The following is a 25,888-nucleotide window of genomic DNA, read 5'->3' on the forward strand; positions in this document are numbered from 1 at the left end:
GGGAGTACACGATGCATGCGCTGCAATACGAGATCACCCTGCCCGCCGACTACGACATGGGCGTCATCCGCCACCGCGTCGCGTCCAAGGGCCACCTCCTGGACCGGTTTCCCGGGCTCGGCTTCAAGGCCTACCTGATGCGCGAGCGCGGCAGGACCGGCTCGCCCGTGAACCAATACGCGCCGTTCTACCTCTGGAACACCGCCGAGGGCATGAACTCCTTCCTCTGGGGCCCCGGTTTCCAGGGCCTCGTCGACGATTTCGGGCGGCCGACGGTGCAGAACTGGACGGTTCTCGCATACGAGGAGGGCGGCGCGGTGACAAGTGCCCCGAGGTCGGCGGTCCGCCGTCGGCAGCGGATACCCGAGGCGACGCGACTGCCCGAGCTCGCGCGTGAACTCGCCGAGGAGGCGCGGACGACGGCCCGGCGCGCAGGGGCCGTGAGTGCGCTCACCGCCATTGATCCGCGCACGTGGGAGGCCGTCCACTTCTCCCTCTGGGACCGCGAGACCCCCGACGCCGTCGGCGATGTCTTCCAGGTGCTGCACCTTTCCACCCCCGAGCGGGAGAAGCTGCCGCACGGACGGCACTGGTGACGGCGGAGACGGGCCGCGCGGTCCGCACCGTCCTCGGGGACATCGCGCCGGAGGACCTCGGAGTGTGTGACGCCCACGACCACCTCTTCCTGCGCAGCCCTCGACTCCCCGGCCAGGAGCTGGACTCGACCGAGGAAGCGGCCGCTGAACTCGCGGCGTTCCGCGCGGCGGGCGGACAGAGCGTCGTGCAGTGGACGCCGCACGGAATGGGGCGGCACGCCGAACGTCTGCCCGCGCTCTCCGACACGTCCGGCGTCCGTCTCGTCGCCGCGACCGGACTGCACCAAGCGGCGCACTACACACCGGAGTTGCTCGGACGGCTCCGCTCGGACGGCCTTGCCGCACTCTTCGTACGCGAACTGGCCGAGGGCATCGGGGAGTCCGGCGTGCGGGCCGGGCTCATCAAGGTCGCGGGCGGCTTCCACGGGCTCGACGCCCACGCGCGCTGGACGATGACAGCGGCGGCCGAGGCGCACCGTGCGACGGGCGCGCCGATCTCCGTCCATCTGGAGCTGGGCACGGGCGCGCCGGACGTACTCGACCTGCTCTGCGGCGAGTTCGGGGTCCCGCCGCACCGGGTGATCCTCGGCCACCTCAACCGCTCCCCCGACCTCACCTGTCATCTACAGGCCGCCGAGGCGGGCGCCTACGTGGCCTTCGACGGGCCCTCGCGCACCCACCACGCCACGGACTGGCGCATGCCGGACGCGGTGCGCGCCCTGGCCGACGCCGGACACGGCGACCGCATCCTCCTGGGCGGTGACACGACGACGGCGGGGGCGCGGTCCGTGCGGGGCGGCCCCGGCATGCCGCATCTGCTGCGCAGGGTGCGGCCCCGGCTCGCACACGCCGTGGGAGAGGAGCTGGCGGACCGTATCCTGACGGCGAACCCGGGGCGGGCCTTCGGGGTGGAGTGGGTCACCGCGTGAGTGGGCTCGGGGCACCGGTCCACGTAGTGCACTGAGCGGTATTGCACCGACCGTTCCAAAACTGTACGGTTCCCACATGGCCCGACCGAGGAGTTTCGACGAGGAACGGGCCCTGGACGCGGCGATGCACGCCTTCTGGGTGAACGGTTACGAGGCCACTTCGACCCAGGACCTGTGCGAAGCCACCGGCCTGGGCCGCAGCAGCATCTACAACACCTTCACCAGCAAGCACGACCTGTTCCGGCGGTCCCTGACGCGGTACATGGAGACCATGAACGCGGGCCAGACGGAGATCCTGGAGGACGCGGAGCTGTCGGCCACGGAGCGCGTGCGCGCCCTGCTCGCCCGGGTCATCGAGGGAGACCTCGAACAGCGCGAGAACGGCCACAGCATCGGCTGCCTCACCGTCAACACGACCGTCGAACTCGCCGGTCGCGACCCGGAGGCCGCCGGGATGCTGGAGCGCGACCTCGCGGCGCGGCTCACCGTGCTGCGCGCCACGATCCGCACCGGCCAGCTCGACGGCGACATCACGACCGAACGGGACGCGGATACGCTCGCCCGCTTCGTCAACGCCATCATCGGCGGCATGCGGGTCTCCGCACAGGCGGGCGCCGACCGGGCCGCCCTGCGGGCCATCGCCGAGACCGCCCTGGACGCGCTGGCGGTCCGGTAGCGGGGCGCGGCCCGACCGGTCCGGTAACGAGTCGCGGCCCGGCCCGGCCCCACACCACCCTCGCCGAAGACCCACCGCGCCCTCGCACACCCTTTTTTTGTACTGATCTATCCAAAACACCGCTCAAGAAACTCGCCCGACAGGAGAACCCGCCATGCCCCGCGCCATATACGTACTGGCCTTCGGCATCTTCGCCATGGTGACCAGTGAATTCGTGGTCGCAGGACTGATGCCGCAGATGGCCGAAGGGCTTGACGCCACGATCCCGGAGATCGGCTACCTCATCACCGCCTTCGCCGCGGCGATGGCACTCGGTGGCCCCTTCCTCACGGTCGCCGTGCTGAGGTTGCGTCAGAAGTCCGCCCTGATACTGCTGTTCGGCGTTTTCCTCGCGGGCAACGTGCTCGCCGCCCTCGCTCCCGACTACCGCACCATGCTGGCGGCTCGCGTGCTCACCGGCATCGCGTCCCAGGCCTTCTTCGGCGTCTCCATATCGCTGGCCTCCCGCATCACCCGGCCCGAAGTGCGCGGCCGCGCCGTCGCGGTGGCCCTCAACGGACTGATGCTGGGCACGCTCCTCGGCCTTCCGTTCGCCACCGTCGTCGGTGAACACCTGGGCTGGCGCGCCGCGTTCTGGGCGATCACCGTACTGACCGCGCTCGCCGCCGCGGCCACGTTCGTCGGCGTACCGAGCGCCGAGGGCGACAGCGCGGAGAGCGGCGGCCTCCGGCAGGAGCTCGGCGCCTTCCGCAACCCCCGGCTGTGGCTCACCCTCACCACCAGCACCTTCGTGATCGGCGCGACCTTCTCCGCGTTCAGCTACCTCAACCCGATCCTCACCGAGCTGACGGGCTTCTCCACCGGGACGGTGCCGCTGCTCCTCGTCGCGTACGGCGCCGCCACCGTCATCGGCAACACCGTCGTGGGCCGGTTCGCCGACCGTCGCACCATCCCCGTGCTGCTCGTCGGTCTCGCGCTGAACCTGGCTTTCCTCATCGGATTCGCGCTCTTCGCCCGACTGACCGTGCCCGCCGTCGTGTTCATGCTGGGCATCGGCCTGGTCGGCGTCACCATGAATCCGGCCCTGGTGACCCGCGTCCAGCGCGTCGGTAACGCGCGCTCGCTGGTGAACACCGTCCACACGTCCTTCATCACCCTCGGCATCATCATCGCCACTTCCGTCGGCGGCCCGGCCATCGACACGTTCGGGCTGCGGGCACCGCTGTGGATCGGCGCCGCGCTGGCCGCGCTCGGCCTCGTCTCGCTGGTGCCGGATCTGCTGCGCCGCCGGGCCTCGGCCCCGGCCTCGGCCCCGGCCCCGGCCCCGGCCCCGGCCAACGGGCGTACCACCGGGTCCGTCGACGCCGTACGGGAGTCGGGGGACGAGGTACCCCAGCCCGTCTAGGGCCTGCGCCAAAAGGCCCGCCTACGATCCGACGCGCGACTCGGGTCCCGCCAGGGCCAGGGCCCCCAGGGGGTCGTCGAGTACCGGCTGCCAGGCCAGCTCGGCGGCCCCCACCAGGCTGTTGTGGTCCAGCGTGCACGCCAGGATCGGCACGCCCCCGCTGCGGCCCCACAGGCTCCGGTCGGCGACGACGGCCCGCAGCCGATCCGGGTCGGCCTCCAGGAGGGCGCGGTGCAGCCCGCCCAGGACGATCCGGTCGGGATTGAGGATGTTGACCAGGCCCGCGAGCCCGAGGCCGAGCCGGTCGATGAGTGCCTCGGCGGCGGTGCGTACGGTCGGGTCGTCGTACGCGCCGCGCAGCAGGTCGCAGGCCTGTACGAGCAGCCCCTCCGGACCCGGTTCCCGCCCCGCCTCCGTCAGGAAGGCGAGTGGGTCCGTCTCGACGTCCAGGCAGCCCCGGCTGCCGCAGTAGCAGGGGCGCCCCTCGGAGTTCACGGTGAGGTGGCCCACCTCCAGGGCGAGACCCGAACTCCCGGTGTGCAGGCGGCCGTCGAGGACGAGCGCGCCGCCCACGCCGCGGTGACCGGTCGCCACGCACAGCAGGTCCCGGGCGCCGCGCCCCGCGCCGTGGCGGTGCTCGGCGAGTGCGGCGAGGTTCACGTCGTTGCCCGCGAAGGCAGGCCCCGCGATGCCCGCGTCCCGTACGCAGTCGGCGAAGATCTCGCGGACCTGCGCGCCCGCGGGCCACGCCAGGTGCAGCGGGTTGAGAGCGGTGCCCTCCGGTTCGGCCACCGCGGACGGCACGGCGAGGCCTGCGCCCACGCACCGCCTGCCGGTCTCGCGCAGCAGCCCGGCGCCCGCCTCGACGACGGCCCCGAGGACCTGCGCCGGGTCGGCGCCGACGGTCTCGCAGCCCGGCGCGGTCGCCACGATGCCGCCGCCGAGCCCGACGAGCGCGGCCCGGAAGCCGTCGGCGTGCACCTGCGCGGCAAGCACCACAGGGCCCGCCTCCGCGACAGCGAGCCGGTGCGACGGCCGCCCCTGCGAGCCCGCGGCCGCGCTGGGCTTCGCGTCGATCCGGATCAGGCCGAGCGCCTCCAGTTCGGCGGCGACGGCACCGGCGGTGGCGCGTGTGACGCCCAGCTCGGCGGTGAGCACGGCACGCGTGGGAGCGCGCCCCGTGTGGACCAGTTCGAGCGCGGGACCCAGCGCGCCGCGCCCTCGCTCCAGGCGGGTACGCGCGGTCACATCCCCCTCGGAACGGGGGTCAGCCTTGCCGTTCATGAGGGCGAGTCTCCCATGATCCGTGCCTGGCCTCGCCGTTCATCCGTCATCCGCCCGTTCCTCCCTGTGACCGGTTCCGCGTTCCCTGTGACCGGTTCCGCGTTCCACGTGACCGGTTCCGCGTTCCACTGCCGTGGGCATGCGCGCGCACCTCCCCCGGCACGTCCCCTGCGCCGTCCGCAACCGTCTTGAACGTCACCCCCGCACACCTCTACTCTGACTTTGTGCCGCTACTAAACAAACTCGGGACCGCAGCGCCGCGGCCCACCGAACGCGACCTCGACCTCCGCCGACTGCGCATCGCCCTCACCGTCTTCTTCGCCCTCGACGGCTTCGTCTTCGCCGGCTGGGTCGTCCGCATCCCCGCCATCAAGGAACAGACGGGGGCGTCGGCGGGCCAACTCGGGCTCGCGCTGCTCGCGGTCTCCGCCGGGGCCGTCGTGACCATGACGCTCACCGGACGCCTCTGCAGGCGCTACGGCAGCATCCCGATGACGGTGGTCTGCGCGGTGACGCTGCCGCTGAGCGTCGCGCTGCCGCCGCTGACGAGCTCGGTCCTCGTGCTGGGACTGGTGCTGCTGTTCTTCGGGGCCTCGTACGGCGGCATCAGCGTCGCGATGAACAGCGCCGCCGTCGATCTCGTGCGGGCGCTGCGGCGGCCGGTGATGCCCAGCTTCCACGCCGCGTTCAGCCTGGGCGGCATGCTCGGCTCGGGCCTCGGCGGCCTGGTCGCGGGGCACCTCTCCCCCACCCCCCACCTGCTCGGCATCACCGTCGTCGGCCTGGCGATCACCGCATCGGCGGCGCCCGCCCTGCTGCGGTACGGAGCCTCGCCCCGGCTTCGCGAGACCGCCCCCGCCTCGGACCCGCAGGAGCCTGGCGGTAAGCGCCGCATGGCTCGCCCTACCCGCGGGCTCGTCATCGTCTTCGGGCTCATCGCGCTCTGCACCGCGTACGGCGAGGGCGCCATCGCGGACTGGGGCCCGCTCCACCTGGAGGAGGACCTGCACGCACACCCGGGCATCGCGGCCGCCGCCTATTCGTGCTTCGCCCTCGCCATGACGATCGGCCGGCTCTCCGGCACCGCGCTCCTCGAACGACTGGGCAGGACCCGCACCGTGGTCGGCGGCGGCGCCACGGCGTGCGTCGGCATGCTGCTCGGCGCCCTCGCCCCTTCGACGGGCCTCGCCCTGGCCGGGTTCGCGGTGACGGGACTCGGACTGGCCAACATCTTCCCGGTGGCGATCGAGCGGGCGGGCAACCTCGCCGGGCCCGGTGGGGTCGCCGCCGCCTCGACGCTCGGCTACGGCGGCATGCTGGTCGGGCCGCCCCTGATCGGGTTCATGGCGGACTGGTACTCGCTGCCCACGGCGCTCACGAGCGTCGCCCTGCTCGCCGCCGTCGCGTCGGTGATCGGCTTCGCGACCCGTCGTACAGAGCGTACGGAGCGTACGGAAACGGCCTGACATCATGCGGAGGCTCCGGTTCGAGGGCCCTGCGTCCGACACAATCTGCCGCATGGATATTTCCGAGCACATCCAAGTGGTGGAGCGGGAAGGCCGGTTGCTGGCCGCGGCCGCCGCGGCGGCCGGAGCCGACGCCAAGGTCCCCACCTGCCCCGACTGGCAGGTGCGGGACCTGCTGAAGCACACGGGGATGGTGCACCGCTGGGCCGCCGCCTTCATCACCGAGCGGCGCACCTCGTACCGGCTCGGCGGCGAACTCCCCGACCTGGACGGGGACGCGCTCGTCGAGTGGTTCCGCGAGGGGCACGCCACGCTCGTCGCGACCCTCACCTCCGCCCCGCCCGACGTCGAGTGCTGGGCGTTCCTGCCCGCCCCTTCCCCGCTGGCCTTCTGGGCCCGGCGCCAGGCCAACGAGACGACCGTCCACCGGATGGACGCCGAGTCCGCGCGGGGCGGCACACCGTCACCGGTCGGCGTCGAGTTCGCCGTGGACGGGATCGAGGAGCTGCTGCTCGGTTTCCACGCGCGCAAGCAGAGCCGGGTGCACAGCGAGGAGCCGCGGGTGCTGCGGGTCCGGGCCACGGACGCGCCGGGCGGGACGTGGACCGTACGCCTCTCCGACGGGCCGCCGGTCACGGAGCGCGGCGCGACGGCGCCCGCCGACTGCGAGGTGTCGGGGCAGGCCGCACGCCTCTATCTGGCGCTGTGGAACCGCCTGCCGCTCCCGCAGGTGACGGGCGACCGCTCGGTGGCGGCGCTGTGGCGGGAGCGGTCCTCGATCGTCATGGGCTGAGCGCCCTCGGGCCTGTGCCGTGCGACAGGTCCAGGTACCCACCCCCGGAGGAGAGATCGTCGGCAGCGCCCTGCAACCTCGGGCAGGCCCACACGTCTGTCAGGTCGTGAGGGGATGTTCCGTCCTGGCACGGGACACGTGTGCCCTGCCTGTGTACGGGACACCGACGTGCAGGTGAGATCTGAGGAAGACAGGAAGACAGTGCTGAGAGTCAGAGTCGTCGCCGCTGTCGCGCTGGGCTGTCTGGGCCTGATGTCGGGCTGTTCGGGCCCGGCTGACAAGCCGACGCGTGACGCCGAGGCAGGGGCGGGGGCGGGAGCGTCGATGGACTCCACCCCGACGCCGTCCGGGACAGGGAGCCGCGCTCCCGCACCGCCGCCGGATCACAAGCCGGTCTCGTACAAGCCGAGCTGGCCCGACCGGACCGTGCGCACGGCCCGGGGGCATCGCGTCAACACGTGTGTGCCGAAGGATCTGAGGAGCAAGGCCACCACGCTGACGACCAGCGACGGGGTGCATCTGTCGGCGCTGGTCCTGGGGGACGGGCCCGACGGTGTTCTGCTGGATCACGAGCAGGGCTACAACATCTGCTCGTTCGTCGACATCGGGCGGCAGTTGGCGAAGCGCGGCTACCACGTGGTGATCCCCGAGTACCGCGATCACGGCGCGTCCGAGCACGTGGCCATCAACGAGCACAAAGACCGCGACGCCCGGGCCGGACTGGCCGAACTGCGCCGTGTCGGTGCGAAGAGGGTGTTCTTGGCGGGCGCGTCATGTGGCGGTACGACGGCGGCTGTCGCCGGCGTGGACACGCCTTTGCGAGTGGTGGGCCTTCTGATGATGTCCTCGCCTGCCCGGTGCGGCCCCGGGGCCGATGCGGTGGCGGCGGTGCGGAAGCTGAAGGTTCCGACGCTGTTGGTGGTGTCGCCCGGTGACATGGAAGGCGCGGTGGAGAAGCAGGTCCGAGAGGTCCACGCGGCCTCCGCTGCCCACAAGAAGGATCTCGTCATCGACAAGAGCGGGTTCCACGGAACAGACATGATCAGGCGGGCCGGTGCCTCAGGGGCCGCGTTGGAGGACCGGGTCATCTCGTTCGTGGTGGATTCCTACGACGCCTCCCGTTGAGGAAGCAGTCACTTTGCCCCCCTCAGGCCCCTCGTAGTACTTACGGATGGAGACAACATGTTGAAGCGACACAAGCGCACGAGGGTTTCGGTTCGCCTGCTGGGCCTGTCGGCGGCGGCGCTGTCCGTGGCCGCAGCCGCCTTCACGTATACGTCCACGGCGGGCGCCGTGGAAGCGCACGAGGCGACGGGACGGAGCCCGGTGTCTTCCTCCGGGACCACAAAGACGGTCCGCTACGACTTGGGGGACGCGGCCTGGCAGCTGCCGCAGACGGGCGAACCGGGCGAGTTGACCGGTTTGGTGCACTACCCCGCCGACCTGGGCACGGGGCGGCATCCGCTGATCGTGATGATGCACGGGCTGCACGAGACCTGCGCCGACCGAAAGGCCGACGCCGCGCGCACGGCTGCCGAGCGCGATGGTGACGACGCCGCGTATGAAGCCGCCAATGCGAAGCTGACCGCCTGGCCGTGCGCACCGGGGACACCCGCGTTGCCCAATGAGCTCGGGTACGACTACCTCGCCCGGACGTTGGCCGGACAGGGATTTGTCGTGGTCTCGGTCGGCGCCAACGGCATCAACGCCTCCTCTGTGACGGGCGATGACAACGCTGCCGCGCGGGCGGATCTCCTCAACCGGCATCTGCGCATGTGGCAGGAGCTCAGCTCCAAGGGCAAGGGTGAGCTCGCCGGGAAATTCACCGACCCGGCGACCGGAGCGGCGCGACGCGTCGGCTTCGCCCACCACCTGGACATGGGCAACGTGGGGATCATGGGGCATTCCAGGGCGGGAGCCGGGGTCACCTGGCAGGCGGCTGACAGCCATCGGGGGCAGTGGCCCAAGGGCGTCGACGTCAAGGCGGTGGCGGCGCTGGCACCCGCCTACAACGTGATGACGGAGGACATGTCCAACTACACGATCACCAAGACCCCCTTCGCCACCTTCCGGGGAACATGCGACGGACAGGTCGGCAGCGAGGCACTCTGGTTCGCGGCCGACGCGGCGAAGGGGAACCGAAGCGGCTTCTACCGGTTCGCGATCCACGGGGCGAATCACAACTACTTCAACACGCAGTGGTCGCCGCGGAGCCGTCAGGTCGCAGCCGCCGACGATGCCGTGCCGGTGAAAGAACACCCCGGGCAGTGCACTGACCGTGAGGGTGCGGCGCCGGCCAGGCAGCTCACCGAGCCGCAGCAGCGCCATGTCGCCGCCACCTACCTCGATGCCTTCTTCCGTCGCCATCTCCTCGGCGACACCCGGCAGGACCAGGTACTGACGGGGGCGCGGCATCCCGACGCGGCCATCACGAAGGTGGACGTCACCGCCGACACTCCCTGAACGACGGCCGTCTCCGCGGCCCCCGCATTAGGCTCCGTCGAGCATCCGCTGGAGGACCGCCCGCTGCAGGGGCCGCACCTCACCGTGGAGCGCGCGCCCCTTGTCGGTGAGCGAGACGCGTACGCCGCGACGGTCCTCGCTGCACATCCCGCGCTCCACGAGGCCGTCCTTCTCCAGACGTCCGATGAGGCGGGAGAGGGCGCTCTGGCTCAGATGGACCTGCGCGGAGATCTCCTGCACGCGGAACGTACAGCCGCCGTCGTCCGACGGCCCCTCGGCCAGTACGTCGAGCACCTCGAAGTCGCTCGCCCCCACGCCGTGCGGGTGCAGCTCACGGTCGAGTTCGCACAGCGTGCGCGCATGCAGCGCGAGGATGCCGCGCCACTGATCCACCAGGCCCTGGTCGGCCGTTTTACCCGCCATGGGACGGCACGGTAGCAGAATCCTCCCCTTTGTTGCACCGTCATTAAATGCGCTTGCATTCAATGCATGCACATATACATTACTGCCCATGACCTCTCCGCTCACAGCTGTCTCCGCGTCCCCGGAGCGCTGGACCCCACGCCTGTGGGGCACCCTCCTCGTACTCTGCGCCGCGATGTTCCTCGACGCGCTCGACGTATCGATGGTCGGCGTCGCCCTGCCCTCCATCGGCTCCGAACTGAACCTCGGCACCTCGACCCTGCAGTGGGTCGTCAGCGGCTACATCCTCGGCTACGGCGGGCTGCTGCTCCTCGGCGGACGCGCGGCCGATCTGCTGGGCCGCCGCCGCGTCTTCCTGATCGCGCTCGCCGTCTTCGCGCTCGCCTCGCTGCTCGGCGGATTCGTCGACTCGGGACCGCTGCTGATCGCCAGCCGCTTCATCAAGGGACTCAGCGCCGCGTTCACGGCGCCCGCGGGCCTCTCCATCATCACCACGACGTTCGCCGAGGGCCCGGTCCGCAACCGCGCCCTCACCATCTACACCACCTGCGCCGCCACCGGCTTCTCCATGGGCCTCGTCCTCTCCGGCCTGCTCACCGAGGTCAGCTGGCGCCTGACGATGCTGCTGCCCGCGCCGATCGCGGTCCTCGCGCTGATCGCGGGCGTCAAGCTGATCCCGCGCAGCGCCCGCGAGAAGAACAAGGGCGGCTACGACGTGCCCGGCGCCATCACCGGCACGGCCGCGATGCTGCTCCTCGTCTTCACCGTGGTGGAGGCGCCCGAAGCAGGCTGGGCGTCGGCCCGCACGCTCCTGTCGTTCCTCGTCGCCGCCGTGCTGCTCACCGCCTTCATCCGCATCGAGCTGCGCGCCGCGAGCCCGCTGATCCGTCTCGGCGTGCTGCGCTCCGGGCCCCAACTACGAGCCCAGCTCGGCGCGATGACGTTCTTCGGCGGATACGTCTCCTTCCAGTTCCTCGCGACGCAGTACTTCCAGTCCCTGCTCGGCTGGTCCGCCCTGCAGACCGCGCTCGCCTTCCTGCCCGCGGGCGCCCTCGTCGCCCTGTCGTCGACGAAGGTCGGCTCGGTGATCGACCGGTTCGGCACGCCACGCGTCATCGCGGTCGGGTTCGTGCTGCTCGTCGCCTCCTACGTGCTCTTCCTGCGGATCAGCCTCACCCCCGCGTACGCCTCCGTCGTCCTGCCGTCGATGATCCTGCTCGGCTTCGCGTGCGCCCTGGTCTTCCCCTCGCTCAACATCCAGGCCACCAACGGCGTGCACGACGACGAGCAGGGCATGGTGTCCGGCCTGCTCAACACCTCGATCCAGGTGGGCGGCGCGATCTTCCTGGCCGTCGTCACGGCCGTGGTCACCGCCTCCTCCCACGACGAGGGCACCACAACCGGCACTCCCCCGTCGCCGCAGGCAGTCCTCGACAGCTTCCGACCCGGCCTCATCGTGGTGACCTCCATCGCGGTCGCCGGGCTCCTCATCACCCTCACCGGACTGCGGACGCGGCGCACACAGGAGACGGTCGTCGTCACGAAGTCCGCGCCTCAGGCCGCGGAGCGTGAGTCCCTGGCCGCCCGGGACTGACCCACGGAACCTTCAACACCCGGCTTCCGGTGGGCAGTTGCCTGCCCACCGGAAAGCCCGCACCGTACACTCGCACCCACCGGCACCGGCGCGCGGTCCGTCAGCCCAGCCAGCCGGGGCGGACCAGGCCCGACTCGTAGGCGCGTACGACGAGTTGGGCCCGGTCCCGGGCGCCCAGCTTCACCATCGCCCTGCTGACGTGCGTCTTGGCGGTGAGCGGGCTGACCACCAGGCGTCGGGCGATCTCCTGGTTCGAGAGCCCGATGCCGACCAGGGCCATCACTTCCCTTTCCCGCTCGGTCAGTTCACCGAGCCCGTCGGCTGCCGCGGGCTCCTTGGAGCGGGCCGCGAACTCGGCGATGAGGCGGCGTGTCACCCCGGGGGACAGCAGCGCGTCGCCCGCGACCACCGCCCGCACCGCGCGCAGCAGTTCGTCCGGCTCGGTGTCCTTGACCAGAAAGCCGGAGGCTCCGGAGCGGATCGCCTCGAAGACGTACTCGTCGAGTTCGAAGGTGGTGAGCATGACCACCTTCACGTCGGCCAGACCTGGCTCATCGGTGATACGCCGGGTGGCGGCGAGGCCGTCGAGCAGCGGCATACGGATGTCCATCAGGACGACGTCGGGGCGCAGTTCCCGCACCATCCGCACCGCTTCCTCGCCGTCTGCGGCCTCCCCGGCGACCTCGATGTCGGGCTGCGCGCCGAGCAGCGCCTTGAAGCCTGCCCTGACGAGAGACTGGTCGTCGGCGAGCAGTACGCGGATCACTGGTCCTCCTGAGGTGCGGTACGACGCATCGGATCCCGGCCCGTTTCCATGCGCGCGCCCACGCCCGCCACCAGGGGCAGCACGGCGGTCACGCGGAAGCCGCCGTCCGGCCGCGGGTTCGCCTCGATCGTGCCATCAAGGGCGGCGGCACGCTCCCGCATTCCGGCCAGTCCGTTGCCGCTGCCGCCCGCGTCGGTGCCGGTGGCGGGCCCGTCGTCGTCGATGCGCAGCGTGAGCGAGGCCTTGTCATGGCGCACCAGCACGCGCGCGTGGCGTGACCCCGAGTGCCGTACGACGTTCGTCAACGCCTCCTGGATGATGCGGAACGCGGCGAGGTCCACGCCGGGCGGCAGCTTCGCGGGGGCACCTTCGGTGGTGACGTCGACGGTCAGTCCGGCGCTTCCCGCCTGCTCGACGAGCTCCGGCAGGCGGTCGAGGCCGGGCGCCGGGGCGCGAGGTGCGGCACCGGGGGCGCGCAGGGTGCCCAGTACCTGGCGTACCTCGCCCAGCGCCTCCTTGCTCGCCGCCTTGATGGTGGTCAGAGCCGTGCGGGCCTGTTCGGGGTCGGAATCGAGCAGGGCCAGGCCGACGCCGGCCTGCACGTTGATGACGGAGATGCTGTGCGCGAGAACGTCGTGCAGCTCCCGCGCCATCCGCAGCCGCTCCTCGCCCGCGCGCCGCTCGGCGGCCTGAGCGCGCTCGGCGCGCTCCTTGACCCACTGTTCACGGCGTACGCGGCCCAGCTCGGACACCGCGACGATCGCCACGACCCAGACGGCGACCACGATCTCCTGGCTCCAGGGACGGGCACCGTCATCAGTGGGTGGCAGCCAACGGTAGAGCCAGTGTGCGATCAGCAGATGCCCGACCCAGAGCCCGCCCACGGCGCCCCAGCCCACGCGCCGGTGGCCCGCGACGACGGCGGCGAAGCAGCCCACCGCGACAGCCAGAAAGATCGGCCCGTACGGGAACCCGGCACCGATGTAGACCAGCGTGGCCCCCGCGGTGGCGAACATGACGGGCGCTGGGTAGCGGTGGCGCAGCACGAGGACCGCCGTGGCCAGGAACAACAGCGCCCTCGCGAAGGGGGTCAGGTGTTCGCGGCCCCCCTGACCGTGCTCGGCGAAGCCGGACCCGATCTGCACGAACACGGTGAGCACGAAGGTCGTCAGCCAGGGCAGCCGACGCCTCGTTCCCTCCTCGGCCCCGGCGTTCCACCAGGGCGGCCCCTGCCGCCACATCGGCGGTCCGCCCCACACCGGGGGTGGGCCGCCCGGCCTGCGTTCGCGCTGCTCGTCCATGGCGGTCACGCTAGACCGCGACGGCACCCGCGGGCGTCCGACGGGCGTGGTGATCACGTGTACTCCCGTGGGAGTAGCAACGCGGGTAGCGGCGGGACGCCGACCCCCGGGGCGCGTGGCCTCATCAGCCCTGCGGCAACAGGCCTACACCATGGGCGAGTTGCCGCACCGCGTGCGAGAAGAACGCCGAGCGTTCCTCCACGAGCTTGTTGAACTGCCCGAACACCTCGAAGCCCACCAGCCCGAAGAGCTGCGCCCACGCCGCGACCATCGCCGTGATCGCCGCCGGAGGCAGATCCGGCGCGAACTCGGCCGCGAGCCGCTCCCCCTCGGTGCGCAGCTCGCCGGGCAGTGGCTGGACGGCGACCCCTCGACCCTGATGAGCGTCGCGCACGACGTCGATGAGCAACTGCCCCACGCGCGCGGCGGCCCGGACGGTCGACTCCGGCGCGCTGTACCCGGGCACGGGCGAGCCGTAGATGAGCGCGTACTCGTGCGGATGCTCCAGCGCCCAGCCCCGCACCGCTTCACAGATCACGGTCCAGCGGCGAAGGGGCTCTTCACCGGAGACGCCCGCGTGCGCGGTTTCGGCGGCCGAGCCGAGGGAGTCGTACGCGTCGATGATGAGGGCGGTCAGGAGGTCGTCGCGGCTGGGGAAGTAGCGGTAGAGCGCGGAGGAAACCATGCCGAGCTCGCGTGCGACGGCCCGCAGCGAGAGCTTGGCGGCGCCTTCGGCAGCGAGCTGTCTGCGGGCCTCGTCCTTGATCGCCGCGGTGACTTCTTCGCGGGCGCGGGCGCGGGCTCCCTTGGTGACGCTGGCGTTGCTGGTCATGTGGGCCAGTGTGCCACGGGGCGGGATCGGTGAGCACGGTTTGGAGCGGCGCACTCGCTTTGGGTTGGGTGCGCATTATCGAGAGCAGTGCTCTTGCTTTGGATCGTCGATCCGGTGCACACTGTTCTCAAGCGAGAGCAGCGCTCTCGAAGTCCAGAAGAACATCCGCCTTCCAAAGCCCCCGGGAGCCCACCATGTCGTCGACACCCGCCTCTCCCTCCCCCTACTACCTCAAGGGCAGCCGCCTCAACATCCGCTTCAATGGCGTGGTCGGCTGGCTGGCGCGGCACGGCGTCAGCCTGATGGGCAGTGCCGAGCTCTCCGTACAGGGCCGCAAGAGCGGCAAGATGCAGCGCGTCCCGGTCAACCCGTATACGCATGACGCCGACCGGGGGCAGTACCTCGTGTCGGCGCGCGGGCACTCCCAGTGGGTGCGCAACATGCGCGTGGCCGGCGGAGGGGAGCTGCGGGTGGGGCGCAAGGTACGGACGTTCACCGCAGTGGAGCTGCCCGACGCCGAGAAGGTGCCGCTCCTGCGCGGCTACCTGGAGCAGTGGGGGTGGGAGGTCAACCAGTACTTCCAGGGCGTGACCGCCAAGTCCTCCGACGCGGAGATCCTGGCGGCGGCACCGGACCACCCCGTCTTCCGCATCACTGTCTAGCGCTCACGCCCCTGCAGGGCGCGGCCCACCATCGGGTGGGTGCGGACCAGCTCGCCCAGCGTCGTCGAACCGCGCGTGATCTTCGCGAAGGCGTTCCACGCGGGGCGGAAGCCCGTGATCGCCGTGTGCAGCACGCCGGGGCGGCGCTCGAAGGCCTTCAGCAGGCGGCGGCCGACGCTCATCTCCACGCCGAGCCCCGCCTTGATGGCGAAGGCGTAGTTCAGGGCCTGACGGCGGGCGTCCACCGCGTCGTGCGCCTCGGCGATCCGCACCGCCCATTCCCCCGCGAGCCGGCCGGAGCGCAGCGCGAAGGAGATGCCCTCGCGGGTCCACGGCTCCAGAAGCCCCGCGGCGTCGCCACAGACAAGGACCCGGCCGCGCGAGAGCGGCGAGTCGTCACTGCGGCAGCGCGTCAGATGCCCGGAGGAGACGCTGGGCTCGAACCCGGCGAGGCCGAGCCGGGCGATGAAGTCTTCCAAGTACCTCTTGGTGGCCGCGCCTTCGCCCCGCGCGGAGATCACGCCGACGGTGAGGGTGTCGCCCTTGGGGAAGACCCAGCCGTAACTGCCCGGCATCGGGCCCCAGTCGATGAGCGCCCGCCCCGCCCAGTCCTCGGCGACGGTCTCCGGCACCGGAATCTCGGCCTCGAGACCGAGGTCGACCTGGTCGAGCTTCACGCCGACATGTGCGCCTATGCGGCTGGCGCTGCCGTCGGCACCGACGACGGCGCGGGCGAGGACGGTCTCGCCGCCCTGCAGCACGACGGCCACCGTGCGGCGGTCGGGCACGTCGGGGCCGTGCTGCTCCACGCGCGCGACCGTGACTCCGGTGCGCAGGTCGGCGCCCGCCTTCTGCGCGTGCTCGACGAGCTGCTGGTCGAACTCGGGGCGGTTGATGAGCCCGAAGAGCATCTGCCGGGAGCGGCGGGTGCGGGTGAACTTGCCGTCGAGGGAGAACGTCACCGCGTGCACCCGGTCCCGCAGGGGCAGCTCGAAGCCGGGCGGCAGGGAGTCGCGCGAGGGGCCGATGATGCCACCGCCGCACGTTTTGTAGCGGGGGATGTCGGCTTTCTCCAGGAGGAGCACCGTGCGTCCGGCGACCGCTGCCGCATAGGCCGCCGAGGCCCCCGCGGGGCCGGCTCCGACCACGACGACGTCCCACACGTACCGGGTGTCGTCCGCTGAGTTCTCGCTGCTCACGTTGGTCTACCGCTCCTGATCCCGCTGTTGGCCGCGTTGTCCCCAGGCATCCTACGGCGGAGGCCCACGGGTCCCTCCTGTGGGAGGATCACATCTACCCACACGTACAACGTCGCACCTACGAGGAGCGTGCCCATGTCGCCGGATCCGATCGCCGAGACCGTCGCCTCACTGATGCCGAAGGCGAAGGCGGAGCTCACCGAACTGGTGGCCTTCAAGTCGGTGGCGGACTTCGCTCAGTTCCCGAAGAGCGAGAGCGAGGCCGCGGCCGGCTGGGTGGCGGACGCCCTGCGCGCCGAGGGCTTCGAGGACGTCGCACTGCTCGACACCCCGGACGGCACGCAGTCGGTGTACGGCTTCCTGCCGGGCCCCGAGGGCGCCCCGACGGTGCTCCTCTACGCGCACTACGACGTGCAGCCGCCGCTCGACGAAGCCGCCTGGGCCACCCCGCCCTTCGAGCTGACCGAGCGCGACGGCCGCTGGTACGGCCGGGGCAGCGCCGACTGCAAGGGCGGCGTCATCATGCACCTGCTCGCGCTGCGCGCCCTGAAGGCGAACGGCGGCGTCCCCGTGAGCGTGAAGGTGATCGCGGAGGGCTCGGAGGAGCAGGGCACCGGCGGCCTGGAGCGGTATGCGGAGGACCACCCCGAGCTGCTCGCGGCCGACACGATCGTCATCGGTGACGCGGGCAACTTCCGGGTCGGCCTGCCGACGGTCACGTCGACGCTGCGCGGCATGACGCTGGTCCGCGCCAGCGTGGACACCCTCGAAGGGAACCTGCACTCGGGGCAGTTCGGCGGCGCCGCCCCCGACGCCCTCGCGGCGCTGGTCCGTGCCCTTGACTCGCTGCGCGCCGAGGACGGGTCGACGACGGTCGACGGTCTGACGAGCGACACCGTCTGGGACGGGCTGCGGTACGAGGAGGCCGACTTCCGCCGGGACGCCAAGGTCCTCGACGGCGTCGAGCTGATCGGTGAGGGCTCGGTCGCCGACCGCATCTGGGCGCGCCCCGCCGTCACGGTCCTCGGCATCGACTGCCCGCCGGTGGTCGGTGCGACGCCGTCGGTGCAGGCGAGCGCGCGGGCGCTGATCAGCCTGCGGGTGCCGCCGGGCGTGGACGCCGCCGAGGCGACGAAGCTGCTCCGGGCCCACCTGGAGGCGCACACTCCGTGGGGTGCGCGGATGCGGACGGAGCAGGTCGGGCAGGGGCAGCCGTTCCGTGCGGACACGACGAGCCCGGCGTACGCGGCGATGGCCGAGGCGATGGGCGAGGCCTACCCGGGCGAGGAGATGCAGTACGCGGGCCAGGGCGGTTCGATCCCGCTCTGCAACACCCTGTCGACCCTCTACCCGCGCGCGGAGATCCTGCTGATCGGCCTGAGCGAGCCGGAGGCGCAGATCCACGCGGTGAACGAGAGCGTCTCGCCGCAGGAGCTGGAGCGTCTGTCGGTGGCCGAGGCGCTGTTCCTGCGGAAGTACGCGGCGAGCTGACCGGCGCGGGACGGGCGAGGTCGCCCGTCCCGCTCCCCATGGCTCCAGCGGTATCGGCGCATCGGCGCACCGCTATCCGCTGAGGGGGACGCCCGCCTCCAGGTAGAGGGAGGCCCCGCGTTCACGTGCGCGCAGCGCCCAGCGCAGGCGTTCGTACCGTACGGCGGGGAGCAGCTCGGCGGCTTCCTGTTCGGTGACGAAGCGCCAGCCGCGCAGTTCCGGTCCGGGCAGAAGCATGCGGCGGGCCTCGTCGCCGTCGAGGTGGCCGCCGTCGAAGAGGAATCGCATCCCTCCGTAGCCGGGCGGTTGCGGTGCTTCCCAGTCGGCGACCAACAGGCGGGGAGTGTGGGCCAGTTGGATGCCGGTCTCCTCCGCCACCTCGCGTACGCCCGCGCGCGCGGGTGCCTCGCCGGGCTCGACGACGCCGCCCGGAAATTCCCAGCCCGCCTTGTACGTCGGGTCGACGAGCAGGACCCGGTCGTGCTCGTCGAAGAGCAGCACACCGGCGGCGAGGGTCTCGGATGTGGGCTCCGGCGTCTGCACGATGTCGCAGACGGAGGCGGTGTCGGTGCGGACGGCTTCGGCGACGCGTTCGGCGGTCCCGTACGGAGTGAGGGCGCTGGTGTCGATGCGGTGGGCGTCGGCGTCGAGCCAGGCGGCGCGCGCCGCGAGGTAGGGCTCGATGTGGTCGAAGGACCACTGGCGCACGCGCAGGTCTCCTGGCAGGTCCGGTGGTACGTCGCGGGCCGATATTCGCTCGCGCAGGATCGTTTCGTCCGGGGCGAGAAGCACGTGGCGCACGGGGATCCTGCGGGCGGCGAGACCGCCGAAGATCTCGTCGCGGTACTCCTGGCGCAGCAGCGTCATCGGCACCACGATGATGCCGCCCACCTCGGCGTGCAGGGCTGCGGCGGTGTCGATGACGAGGCGGCGCCAGATCGGCAGGTCCTGATAGTCGCTCACCTCGTCGAGGCGCTTGGACGGCAGCAGGTGCGGGAGCGCGCCGCCGATGACCTCGGGGTCGAAGAGTGTGCTGTTCGGGATCAGCTCGATCAGTTCCCGTGCGGCGCTGGTCTTGCCCGCACCGAACGTGCCGTTGATCCAGACGATCACGGTTCCCCCTCTTCTGTTGGCCCCCTGTGGCTTGCCCGTAACACCCTGCCATGGAAACCAGGCGCTGATGGGAGCGGAATCGCCGCCGGCGCACGGATGTCACGGCGCCTGAAACGGCCGTCCCGCCAGCATTCCGGCTCCTCTGCCCGATGCAGGGCCATCACGTCAAGTCAGATTCCCCGTCTTCACCCCATCGCGTGGTGAAGTCCTTGCATGAATCGTTCCCTCACCCCGGGGAGCCCCCGTCCCCGCTAGCGTTTCCCGGCAGACACCCCGGCCCCCGGTGACTTTGGCAACGGCCACTTCGGTAGGGCCGCGCTTCTTCGAAGCGCTCCGGCCCCGGCGCTGGGGGATTTATGCGGCAGGAAACACTGAGCGAATACACGTGCGAGGACTCCGGCCGACCGCCGCGGGTGTACGGGTACGGCCACGCGGTCGTGGTCGAACTGCACGGAGACATCGACCTCGTGGCCTTCAGCGGGTCGGCACCGCTGCTGGACGCCGTGGCGGCGGGACCCGAGCCCGTCGTGATCGTCGACCTCACCCAGGTCGACTTCCTCGACTGCTCCGGCCTCTCCCTGCTGATGCGGATCCGCCGCCGGGTCACCGCAAGAGGCGCCCACATGCGCCTCGTCTGCGCCCAGCCATTGATGCTGCGCATGCTGCGCGTCACCCGCCTCACGACGCTGCTGGAACCAGTGCCCACGCTGAGCGCGGCCCTCGCGGAGCAGCCGGCGGGCCCCGAGAACTCCGAGGAGTCCCGGTCCCCCCGGAACCCTCAGAACACGGAGAACTGAGTCGGCAGGGCTCACCGGATTGGTGGAGGGCAGCCAACATAATGCTGCCCATGAATGACTCCGCACGCCCTGCCGATACCGGCGCGAGCACCGGTACCAGCGGCAGTACCGGCAGCAGTACCGGCAAGTTGGCGCACAGCATGGTGCCCATGACGGGACGTGATCCGGGAGAGCGGGGGCGGGCCTCGTCTCCGTTGGAGCTGCTGTTCGACCTCACCTTTGTGGTCGCGGTGGGGACGGCGGCCTCCCGGTTCGCCGAGATGGTGGGCGAGGGGCATCCGGGACAGGCCGTCACCGCCTTCGTGCTGGCGATGTTCGCGATCAGCGTCGCCTGGATCAGCTTCAGCTGGTTCGCCTCCGCCTTCGGCACCGACGACTGGCTCTACCGGGCCCTGACCATGTTGCAGATGATCGGCGTCGTCGTGTTCTCGCTCGGCCTGCCGGCGATGTTCCACTCCGTCGAGGAGGGAGTCCACCTCGAGCTGCGCGTGATGGTGATCGGGTACGTCGTGATGCGCGTCGCGATGATTCTCCAGTGGTGGCGCGCCGGCCGGCAGTCACCCTCGTATCACCGCGTCTGTATGGCGAACATCCGCTGGACCGTGATCGCCCAGATCGGCTGGGTCGTCGTCGCCTTCACCCGGCTGCCGCTCGCCGCCGTGTTCATCGCCTTCGTCGTGCTCGGCGCATTGGAACTCGTCCTTCCGGTGCTTACGCAGGGCAGCGCGGGCGGGACCCCCTGGCACCCCCACCACGTCGCGGAGCGCTACAGCCTGTTCGCGATCATCGTGCTCGGCGAGGGCGTCGTCGGCACCGTCGCCTCCTCGGGCGACCTCCTGGGCGGCGCGGACGGGACGGACTGGAGCGGGAACGCGGTCGCCGTCGTCATCGCCGGCGTCGGGCTGACCTTCGGCATGTGGTGGGTGTACTTCGCCACGCCGTTCGGCGACGTCCTCGTGCACCGCCGCAGCCGCGGGTACCTCTTCGGCTACGGCCACATTCCGCTGTTCATCGGGATCGCCGGCGCCGGCGCGGGACTGCACGTGGCGGGCCTGCGGCTGGAGCATCACTCCGAACTCGGTGACGTCGCCGTCGTGCTGTCCCTGGCCATTCCGGTCGGCCTCTACCTGCTGATGGTCTATCTGCTGCACACCCTGCTCCTGTCCGCGGCCGACCGCTTCCATCTGCTCCTGATCTCGCTGACGCTCGCCGTGCTGCTCGCGGCCGTCCTGCTGGCCGCGGCGGGCGTCGCGATCGCGGTGTGCCTGCTGATCGTGATGGTCGCCCCCTTCGTCACCGTCATCGGCTACGAGACGGTCGGCCACCGCCACCAGCAGCGGATGCTGGAACAACTCCGTGCGCAGGGGTCGCCGCCGGGGCCGGAGGGGCGCTGACGGCTCGCCGTTCCAGTCGCGCGTTCCAGTCGCGCGTTCCAGGACATCGACGTCCTCGCTGGTCAGGGGCCGTTCCAGCGTCCCGGCGTTCCGTAATGCCGGTTGCGGGTGGTGAGCGGGACGGGTTGCGGCACACGCTGTGGTCAGCCCGAGCAGCCCGAGCAGCCCGCCGGGCGATACCGATTCCTGTTCCCACCCCTGGAGTTATCGATGCGTTCGCGCCTTGCCACCCGTTCCACCCGCCTTCTCGTCACCGCCGTCGCCGCGGCCGCCCTCACCGCCGCCGGTACCGCCACCGCTCTCGCCATCGGCGGCGGTCAGGGCAGCAGCCACGCCGTCGGGCTGGCCTGCGGCACCGGCGACCTGACCTTCAAGCTCACCGAGGAGACCCAGGCCGGTGGTTACTTCCTCATCACCGCCAAGGCCAGACCCGGCATCACCTGCTATCTGGAAGGCACTTTCCCCTCCGCCGGTTTCGGCTCCTCCGCCGACACCCAGGTGACCCCCGCCGAGCAGGCCGTCACCGACAGCGTCAAGCTCTCCGGGTCCACCGCCGCCTATGCCGGGATCAACCCCAAGACCACCAACGACGACTACGGCACCGAGCTCGGCCGGCTCTTCCTCGCCGTGGCCGGCGATGAGGGCAACACCGTCGCCCTCCGCCTCCCCAGCCCCACCCTGATCGACAAGCCCATCTCCACCAACTGGCACGCCGACCCGGCCGACGCCGTCCCCTTCAGCAGCTGACCTCGGGTAGGACCGGCTCCCCGCACACGCGAACGGGGAGCCGGTCAGCCCTTCCCCGCCCCCAGCGTCAGCCCCGCGATGAAGTGCCGCTGCAGCAGGAGGAAGACGAGGACCGTCGGGAGGGCCACCAGGACCGAGCCTGCGGCCAGCAGGTTGTAGTCCGTGAAGAATTGGCCGCGCAGATTGTTCAGCGAGGACGTGATCGGGAGTTTGTCGGGGTTGGATTCGATCAGGACGGGAATGCCCAGGAGCACGCCGAGGACGGCGCTGTCACGGCGAGTGAAGCGGGTCGGACGCCGCACGCCCGGCCTTCGCGTGGTGCCGGTCGGCCGGCTCATCGTCAGCCGACGTCCTGCGAGAAGATGTCCTTCTTCTGCCGTTCGATGCTGTTGACCAGGCCGTCGACGTTCTTCGGGTCGTCGATGAAGTCCTGAAGCGCCTTGATCATGACGGTCTGTGCGAAGTCGGGGCGGGTGTCGCGGTCCAGGAACTGCGATATCTGCCGGGCGCCCGAGACCAGTTCGGCGGACTTCTTCTGCAGCGGGGTGTACGTGGAGGTGTCGGCGCCGTCGTTGACGGCCACGTTGTTCGGGTCGCCGGCCAGATAGACGTCCTCGGCCGCGGGGGTGCCCAGCCACTTCAGGAGGGCCTTGCCCGCGTCCTTGTTCTTGGCATTCCCGGCCATCAGGAATCCGTCGACGGGCGCCTCCACCGCGTCCCGTCCGTGCTCGGGGTCGATCTCCGGGAAGGCGAAGAAGTCGATGTCGTCGCGCTCGTTCTCGGGAAACTGCTGCCCCGGGTGCGGCATGCCGAAGACGGCCATGCCCGTCTTGCGCCGCTGCAGGCCCCGCCCGGCCTCCTCCCAGGTGCGGCCGAGCGCGCCTTTCTGGTAGTACGGCATGAGTTCGCGCCACAGGTCGAACACCTTCTTGACCTTGGTGCCGGTCCAGGCCTCCCCGCCCGCCATCAGGCTCTTGTGGAAACCGTATCCGTTCAGGCGCAGGTTGATGTAGTCGAAGGTCCCCATCGCGGGCCAGCCGTCCTTGTCGCAGAAGGCGACGGGAATTCCGTCCTTGTGCATCTTCTTGGCGAGGGCGATGAACTCGTCCCAGGTCTTGGCCTGTTCGTATCCGTGCTTCTCGAAGAGGCTCCTGCGGTGGAAGACGGCCCACGGATAGTAGTAGTAGGGCACGAAGTACTGCTTGCCCTGGTGCGTGGACTGTTCCTTCAGCGCCGCGGAGAAGCCGCGGAAGCCCTTCCACACGTCGCTGATGTCGACCAGGAGATCCTTCTCGGCGAAGTACTGCATGCGGTATCCGGCGAACCACATGAAGACGTCGTCGGGCGTGGCGCGCAGATAGCGCGTGATGTTCTGCTGGAATTCGTTGTGCTCTGTGGTGTGAACCTCGACCGTCTTCCCGGTCTTCTTCTCGTACGCGTCGAAGGCGTCCTGGAAAGCCTCCTTCGGCACCTCGTCCGAGGAGTTGGAGCCCATGGTGACTTCCTTCTTCTTGCCACCCGGCTTCTCGCCACAGGCGCTGAGCAGCGCGGGAAGTGTGACCGCTCCGGCGCCGACGGCGGTGCCGCGCAGAAGATTGCGCCGGGACATCCGATGTCCCGTCACACCTCTCGGCGGGACTGATCCGCTGAACGATGACTGTGCCACGTCCCCCTCCTCGGGGTTCAACCGAACACAACCGAACGCGAGGGTTGGATCTCACTCGCCAGCGGTACCGCCGTCAAGGGTTCCGGCGCCAGGCGACCGAACCAGTACCGCTCCTCTTCCAACAGAGTCCAACAAGCCCTACCGTAAGCGCGCGTCTGACACGTGCATGCAAACCCCCCATCTTCCGCGAGTACGGAGGAACGTAACGATGCGTCAACTCCCCGCCAGCACCACCCGCCGAAGAGTGGTCGGATCGCTGACCGCCGCCCTGCTGTGCGCCGCCGGGCTCGCCACGCCCGCCACGCCCGCCACGCCCGCCGCGGCACGTGAGACCACCGGCCCGGCGGCCCCATCCCCGGTCGCCGTCGATCCCGGCGTGCGGCCCCCGGACGGACTCGCCCTCACCCCGCCCATGGGATTCAACAACTGGAACTCCACCCATTGCAGGGCCGAATTCGACGAAGCGATGGTCAAGGGGATCGCCGACCTCTTCGTCGAGAAAGGCCTCAAGGAGGCCGGGTACCAGTACGTCAATCTCGACGACTGCTGGGCACTGCCGAAACGTGACGCGAACGGCAGGCTGGTTCCCGACCCCGCGCGATTCCCCGACGGAATCAAGGCGGTTGCCGACTATGTGCACTCCAAGGGGCTCAAGCTCGGCATCTACACCAGCGCGGGCACGAAGACCTGTAACTCCGCCGGGTTCCCCGGCGCACTCGGCCATGAGCGCAGCGACGCGCGGCAGTTCGCCGACTGGGGTGTCGATTACCTCAAGTACGACAACTGCAACAACCAAGGTGTCGACGCGAAGCAGCGGTACATCGCGATGCGCGACGCGCTCAAGGCGGCCGCCGGGTCCACCGGCAGGCCCATCGTCTACAGCATCTGCGAATGGGGTGAGAACAAGCCCTGGGAGTGGGCCGCGGACGTCGGCCACCTGTGGCGCACCACCGGCGACATCAGCGACGACTGGGGCTCCATGTTGTCGATCATGAAGCAGAATCTGCCGCTCGCGCAGCACGCGGGGCCCGGTCGGTGGAACGACCCGGACATGCTCGAGGTCGGCAACGGCGGCATGACGGACACCGAGTACCGCACGCACTTCTCGATGTGGTCGATCATGGCAGCGCCGCTGCTCATCGGGTCCGACCTGCGCAAAGCCACCGCCGCGACCTTCGAGATCCTCGGCAACGAAGAAGTCATCGCCGTCGACCAGGACCCGCTCGGCAAGCAGGGCGAGGTCGTCTCCTCGGAGGGCGGCCGCTGGGTCGTCGCCAAGGAGATGAAGGACGGCAGCCGCGCCGTCGCCCTGTTCAACGAGACCGGCAGCCCGCAGTCCGTCGCGACGACGGCGAAGGCGGTCGGACTGCCCGGCGCCGACGCGTACACGCTGCGCGACCTGTGGCAGCACAAGAGCTACGACACGGCGGGCCGGATCGCGGCGACCGTCCCTGCCCACGGCACGGTGCTGCTGCGCGTGGCTGCCGACGGTCAGTGGTCACATCACCCGCCTGCCGCCGAACTGGGCCTGAAGGGCGGCCTGTTGGTGGAAGCGGGCAAGACCGCGAAGGTCACCTCCGAGGTCACCGACCTCGGCCGGTCGACGGCCCAGCGGGTCTCCGTATCGCTCGGCGCCCCCGCGGGATGGGCCGTGCGGGCCACCTCGCCGAGCACGGCGAGCTCACTGCGGACCGGCAGGACACTCGCCACGTCCTGGTCGGTCACCGCGCCCGCGGACGCGAGGCCGGGACCGTACGAGATGAGCCTCAAGGCCACGTACCGCTCGCCGAAGGGCGCACGCGTCGAGCAGGCGCTGCCGCTCACCTCACGGGTGGTCGTCGCGCCGCCCGCGGGCAGCTCGTCGCTGAGCGGCCTGCCGTGGCTGTCGACGACCAACGGCTGGGGGCCTGTTGAGCGCGACACCAGCAACGGTGAGCAGCAGCCGGGCGACGGAAAGCCGATCACGATCGGCGGGAAGGTGTACGCGAAGGGCCTCGGCGTGCACGCGGAGAGCGCCGTCGAGTACTACACCGGAGCGGCCTGCGAGAAGGTCACCGCGCTGGTCGGCGTCGACGACGAGAAGGGCACTAAGGGGACGGTCGCCTTCGAGATCTGGGCCGACGGCGAGAAGGCCGCCTCGACCGGCGCGCTCACCAACGCCATGCCCGCCCGCGAGCTGACCGCGGATGTCACCGGCGCCCGGGTCGTACGCCTGGTCGCCACGGACGGCGGCGACGGCGTCGACTCGGATCACGGCGACTGGGCGGAGGCCCGGCTGAGTTGCTGAGGCC

At 70.7% G+C, this 25,888-nt stretch carries 23 protein-coding genes and 1 pseudogene; 15 read left to right on the forward strand and 9 right to left on the reverse strand.

What is annotated here, in order from left to right:
• The first annotated feature begins 11 nt into the window (after positions 1 to 11).
• From ABZ953_RS16210 to ABZ953_RS16225, 4 genes are all read left to right on the forward strand, one after another.
• Positions 12 to 596 carry a DUF4865 family protein gene (locus ABZ953_RS16210; RefSeq protein WP_361723175.1) on the forward strand — a complete coding sequence of 195 codons (585 nt, stop codon included), beginning with the start codon at positions 12 to 14 and terminating at the stop codon, positions 594 to 596.
• Complete coding sequence (locus ABZ953_RS16215; RefSeq protein WP_361723178.1) at positions 593 to 1,525, forward strand: phosphotriesterase; 933 nt, start codon at positions 593 to 595, stop codon at positions 1,523 to 1,525. The genes ABZ953_RS16210 and ABZ953_RS16215 overlap by 4 nt, the downstream gene beginning before the upstream one ends.
• Positions 1,526 to 1,601: 76 nt before the next feature.
• Positions 1,602 to 2,201 (forward strand): TetR/AcrR family transcriptional regulator, encoded by a 600-nt coding sequence (locus ABZ953_RS16220; RefSeq protein ID WP_361723181.1) that lies wholly within the window; start codon positions 1,602 to 1,604, stop codon positions 2,199 to 2,201.
• Positions 2,202 to 2,355: 154 nt separating this feature from the next.
• The gene (locus tag ABZ953_RS16225; RefSeq protein ID WP_361723184.1) at positions 2,356 to 3,606 is read left to right on the forward strand and encodes an MFS transporter; all 1,251 of its coding nucleotides are present in this window, start codon (positions 2,356 to 2,358) and stop codon (positions 3,604 to 3,606) included.
• A gap of 21 nt (positions 3,607 to 3,627) precedes the next feature.
• On the opposite strand, the gene ABZ953_RS16230 is transcribed toward ABZ953_RS16225, so the two are convergent.
• Positions 3,628 to 4,890, reverse strand: a complete 1,263-nt coding sequence (locus tag ABZ953_RS16230) for an ROK family protein (RefSeq protein WP_361723187.1) — start codon at positions 4,888 to 4,890, stop codon at positions 3,628 to 3,630.
• 224 nt (positions 4,891 to 5,114) lie between these two features.
• Here ABZ953_RS16230 and ABZ953_RS16235 point away from each other — a divergent pair, with 224 nt between their 5' ends.
• From ABZ953_RS16235 to ABZ953_RS16250, 4 genes are all read left to right on the forward strand, one after another.
• Positions 5,115 to 6,356, forward strand: a complete 1,242-nt coding sequence (locus ABZ953_RS16235; RefSeq protein WP_361723190.1) for an MFS transporter — start codon at positions 5,115 to 5,117, stop codon at positions 6,354 to 6,356.
• A 52-nt stretch (positions 6,357 to 6,408) separates the two neighbouring features.
• Complete coding sequence (locus tag ABZ953_RS16240) at positions 6,409 to 7,149, forward strand: maleylpyruvate isomerase family mycothiol-dependent enzyme (RefSeq protein WP_361723193.1); 741 nt, start codon at positions 6,409 to 6,411, stop codon at positions 7,147 to 7,149.
• Positions 7,150 to 7,350: 201 nt separating this feature from the next.
• On the forward strand, positions 7,351 to 8,274 hold the full coding sequence (locus tag ABZ953_RS16245) for an alpha/beta hydrolase (protein WP_361723196.1): 924 nt from the start codon (positions 7,351 to 7,353) through the stop codon (positions 8,272 to 8,274).
• 57 nt (positions 8,275 to 8,331) lie between these two features.
• Entirely contained in the window at positions 8,332 to 9,612 is a 1,281-nt protein-coding gene (locus ABZ953_RS16250; protein WP_361723199.1) for an alpha/beta hydrolase, read from the forward strand.
• Between the two features lie 27 nt (positions 9,613 to 9,639).
• On the opposite strand, the gene ABZ953_RS16255 is transcribed toward ABZ953_RS16250, so the two are convergent.
• Entirely contained in the window at positions 9,640 to 10,035 is a 396-nt protein-coding gene (locus ABZ953_RS16255) for a MarR family transcriptional regulator (RefSeq protein ID WP_361723202.1), read from the reverse strand.
• An 88-nt stretch (positions 10,036 to 10,123) separates the two neighbouring features.
• Between ABZ953_RS16255 and ABZ953_RS16260 the strand changes: the two genes are divergently transcribed.
• Positions 10,124 to 11,629: an MFS transporter gene (locus ABZ953_RS16260; protein WP_361723205.1), complete on the forward strand. Its 1,506-nt coding sequence runs from the start codon at positions 10,124 to 10,126 to the stop codon at positions 11,627 to 11,629.
• Positions 11,630 to 11,729: 100 nt separating this feature from the next.
• On the opposite strand, the gene ABZ953_RS16265 is transcribed toward ABZ953_RS16260, so the two are convergent.
• The 3 genes from ABZ953_RS16265 to ABZ953_RS16275 all read right to left on the reverse strand — a co-directional run bounded on the left by ABZ953_RS16265 (position 11,730) and on the right by ABZ953_RS16275 (position 14,528).
• On the reverse strand, positions 11,730 to 12,395 hold the full coding sequence (locus tag ABZ953_RS16265) for a response regulator transcription factor (RefSeq protein ID WP_361723208.1): 666 nt from the start codon (positions 12,393 to 12,395) through the stop codon (positions 11,730 to 11,732).
• Positions 12,392 to 13,636, reverse strand: a complete 1,245-nt coding sequence (locus ABZ953_RS16270) for a sensor histidine kinase (RefSeq protein WP_361723568.1) — start codon at positions 13,634 to 13,636, stop codon at positions 12,392 to 12,394. Before ABZ953_RS16270 ends, ABZ953_RS16265 begins: the two co-directional genes overlap by 4 nt.
• A 184-nt stretch (positions 13,637 to 13,820) precedes the next feature.
• Positions 13,821 to 14,528: a TetR/AcrR family transcriptional regulator gene (locus ABZ953_RS16275; RefSeq protein ID WP_361723211.1), complete on the reverse strand. Its 708-nt coding sequence runs from the start codon at positions 14,526 to 14,528 to the stop codon at positions 13,821 to 13,823.
• A 194-nt stretch (positions 14,529 to 14,722) separates the two neighbouring features.
• Here ABZ953_RS16275 and ABZ953_RS16280 point away from each other — a divergent pair, with 194 nt between their 5' ends.
• Positions 14,723 to 15,190: a nitroreductase family deazaflavin-dependent oxidoreductase gene (locus ABZ953_RS16280; RefSeq protein WP_361723214.1), complete on the forward strand. Its 468-nt coding sequence runs from the start codon at positions 14,723 to 14,725 to the stop codon at positions 15,188 to 15,190.
• Here ABZ953_RS16280 and ABZ953_RS16285 read toward each other — a convergent pair.
• Complete coding sequence (locus tag ABZ953_RS16285) at positions 15,187 to 16,389, reverse strand: geranylgeranyl reductase family protein (RefSeq protein WP_361723217.1); 1,203 nt, start codon at positions 16,387 to 16,389, stop codon at positions 15,187 to 15,189. The genes ABZ953_RS16280 and ABZ953_RS16285 overlap by 4 nt on opposite strands.
• Positions 16,390 to 16,524: 135 nt before the next feature.
• Between ABZ953_RS16285 and ABZ953_RS16290 the strand changes: the two genes are divergently transcribed.
• Complete coding sequence (locus ABZ953_RS16290) at positions 16,525 to 17,880, forward strand: dipeptidase (protein ID WP_361723220.1); 1,356 nt, start codon at positions 16,525 to 16,527, stop codon at positions 17,878 to 17,880.
• Between the two features lie 72 nt (positions 17,881 to 17,952).
• On the opposite strand, the gene ABZ953_RS16295 is transcribed toward ABZ953_RS16290, so the two are convergent.
• Positions 17,953 to 18,993, reverse strand: a complete 1,041-nt coding sequence (locus ABZ953_RS16295; RefSeq protein ID WP_361723223.1) for an NUDIX domain-containing protein — start codon at positions 18,991 to 18,993, stop codon at positions 17,953 to 17,955.
• A gap of 356 nt (positions 18,994 to 19,349) precedes the next feature.
• Here ABZ953_RS16295 and ABZ953_RS16300 point away from each other — a divergent pair, with 356 nt between their 5' ends.
• The 3 genes from ABZ953_RS16300 (at position 19,350) to ABZ953_RS16310 (ending at position 21,931) form a co-directional block, all read left to right on the forward strand.
• Positions 19,350 to 19,790: an STAS domain-containing protein gene (locus ABZ953_RS16300; protein WP_361723226.1), complete on the forward strand. Its 441-nt coding sequence runs from the start codon at positions 19,350 to 19,352 to the stop codon at positions 19,788 to 19,790.
• 50 nt (positions 19,791 to 19,840) lie between these two features.
• Positions 19,841 to 21,184: a low temperature requirement protein A gene (locus tag ABZ953_RS16305; protein ID WP_361723229.1), complete on the forward strand. Its 1,344-nt coding sequence runs from the start codon at positions 19,841 to 19,843 to the stop codon at positions 21,182 to 21,184.
• A gap of 210 nt (positions 21,185 to 21,394) precedes the next feature.
• Positions 21,395 to 21,931, forward strand: coding sequence for a DUF4232 domain-containing protein (locus ABZ953_RS16310; protein ID WP_361723232.1), 537 nt, complete (start codon positions 21,395 to 21,397; stop codon positions 21,929 to 21,931).
• A 44-nt stretch (positions 21,932 to 21,975) separates the two neighbouring features.
• Here ABZ953_RS16310 and ABZ953_RS16315 read toward each other — a convergent pair.
• Positions 21,976 to 22,155, reverse strand: a pseudogene (locus ABZ953_RS16315) (carbohydrate ABC transporter permease); the annotation flags it as partial.
• Between the two features lie 116 nt (positions 22,156 to 22,271).
• Positions 22,272 to 23,540 carry an ABC transporter substrate-binding protein gene (locus ABZ953_RS16320; RefSeq protein ID WP_361723235.1) on the reverse strand — a complete coding sequence of 423 codons (1,269 nt, stop codon included), beginning with the start codon at positions 23,538 to 23,540 and terminating at the stop codon, positions 22,272 to 22,274.
• 265 nt (positions 23,541 to 23,805) lie between these two features.
• Between ABZ953_RS16320 and ABZ953_RS16325 the strand changes: the two genes are divergently transcribed.
• Entirely contained in the window at positions 23,806 to 25,884 is a 2,079-nt protein-coding gene (locus ABZ953_RS16325; RefSeq protein WP_361723238.1) for an NPCBM/NEW2 domain-containing protein, read from the forward strand.
• Positions 25,885 to 25,888: the final 4 nt, after the last annotated feature.

It is taken from the genome of Streptomyces sp. NPDC046465 (assembly GCF_040646035.1).
Lineage (GTDB): Bacteria > Actinomycetota > Actinomycetes > Streptomycetales > Streptomycetaceae > Streptomyces.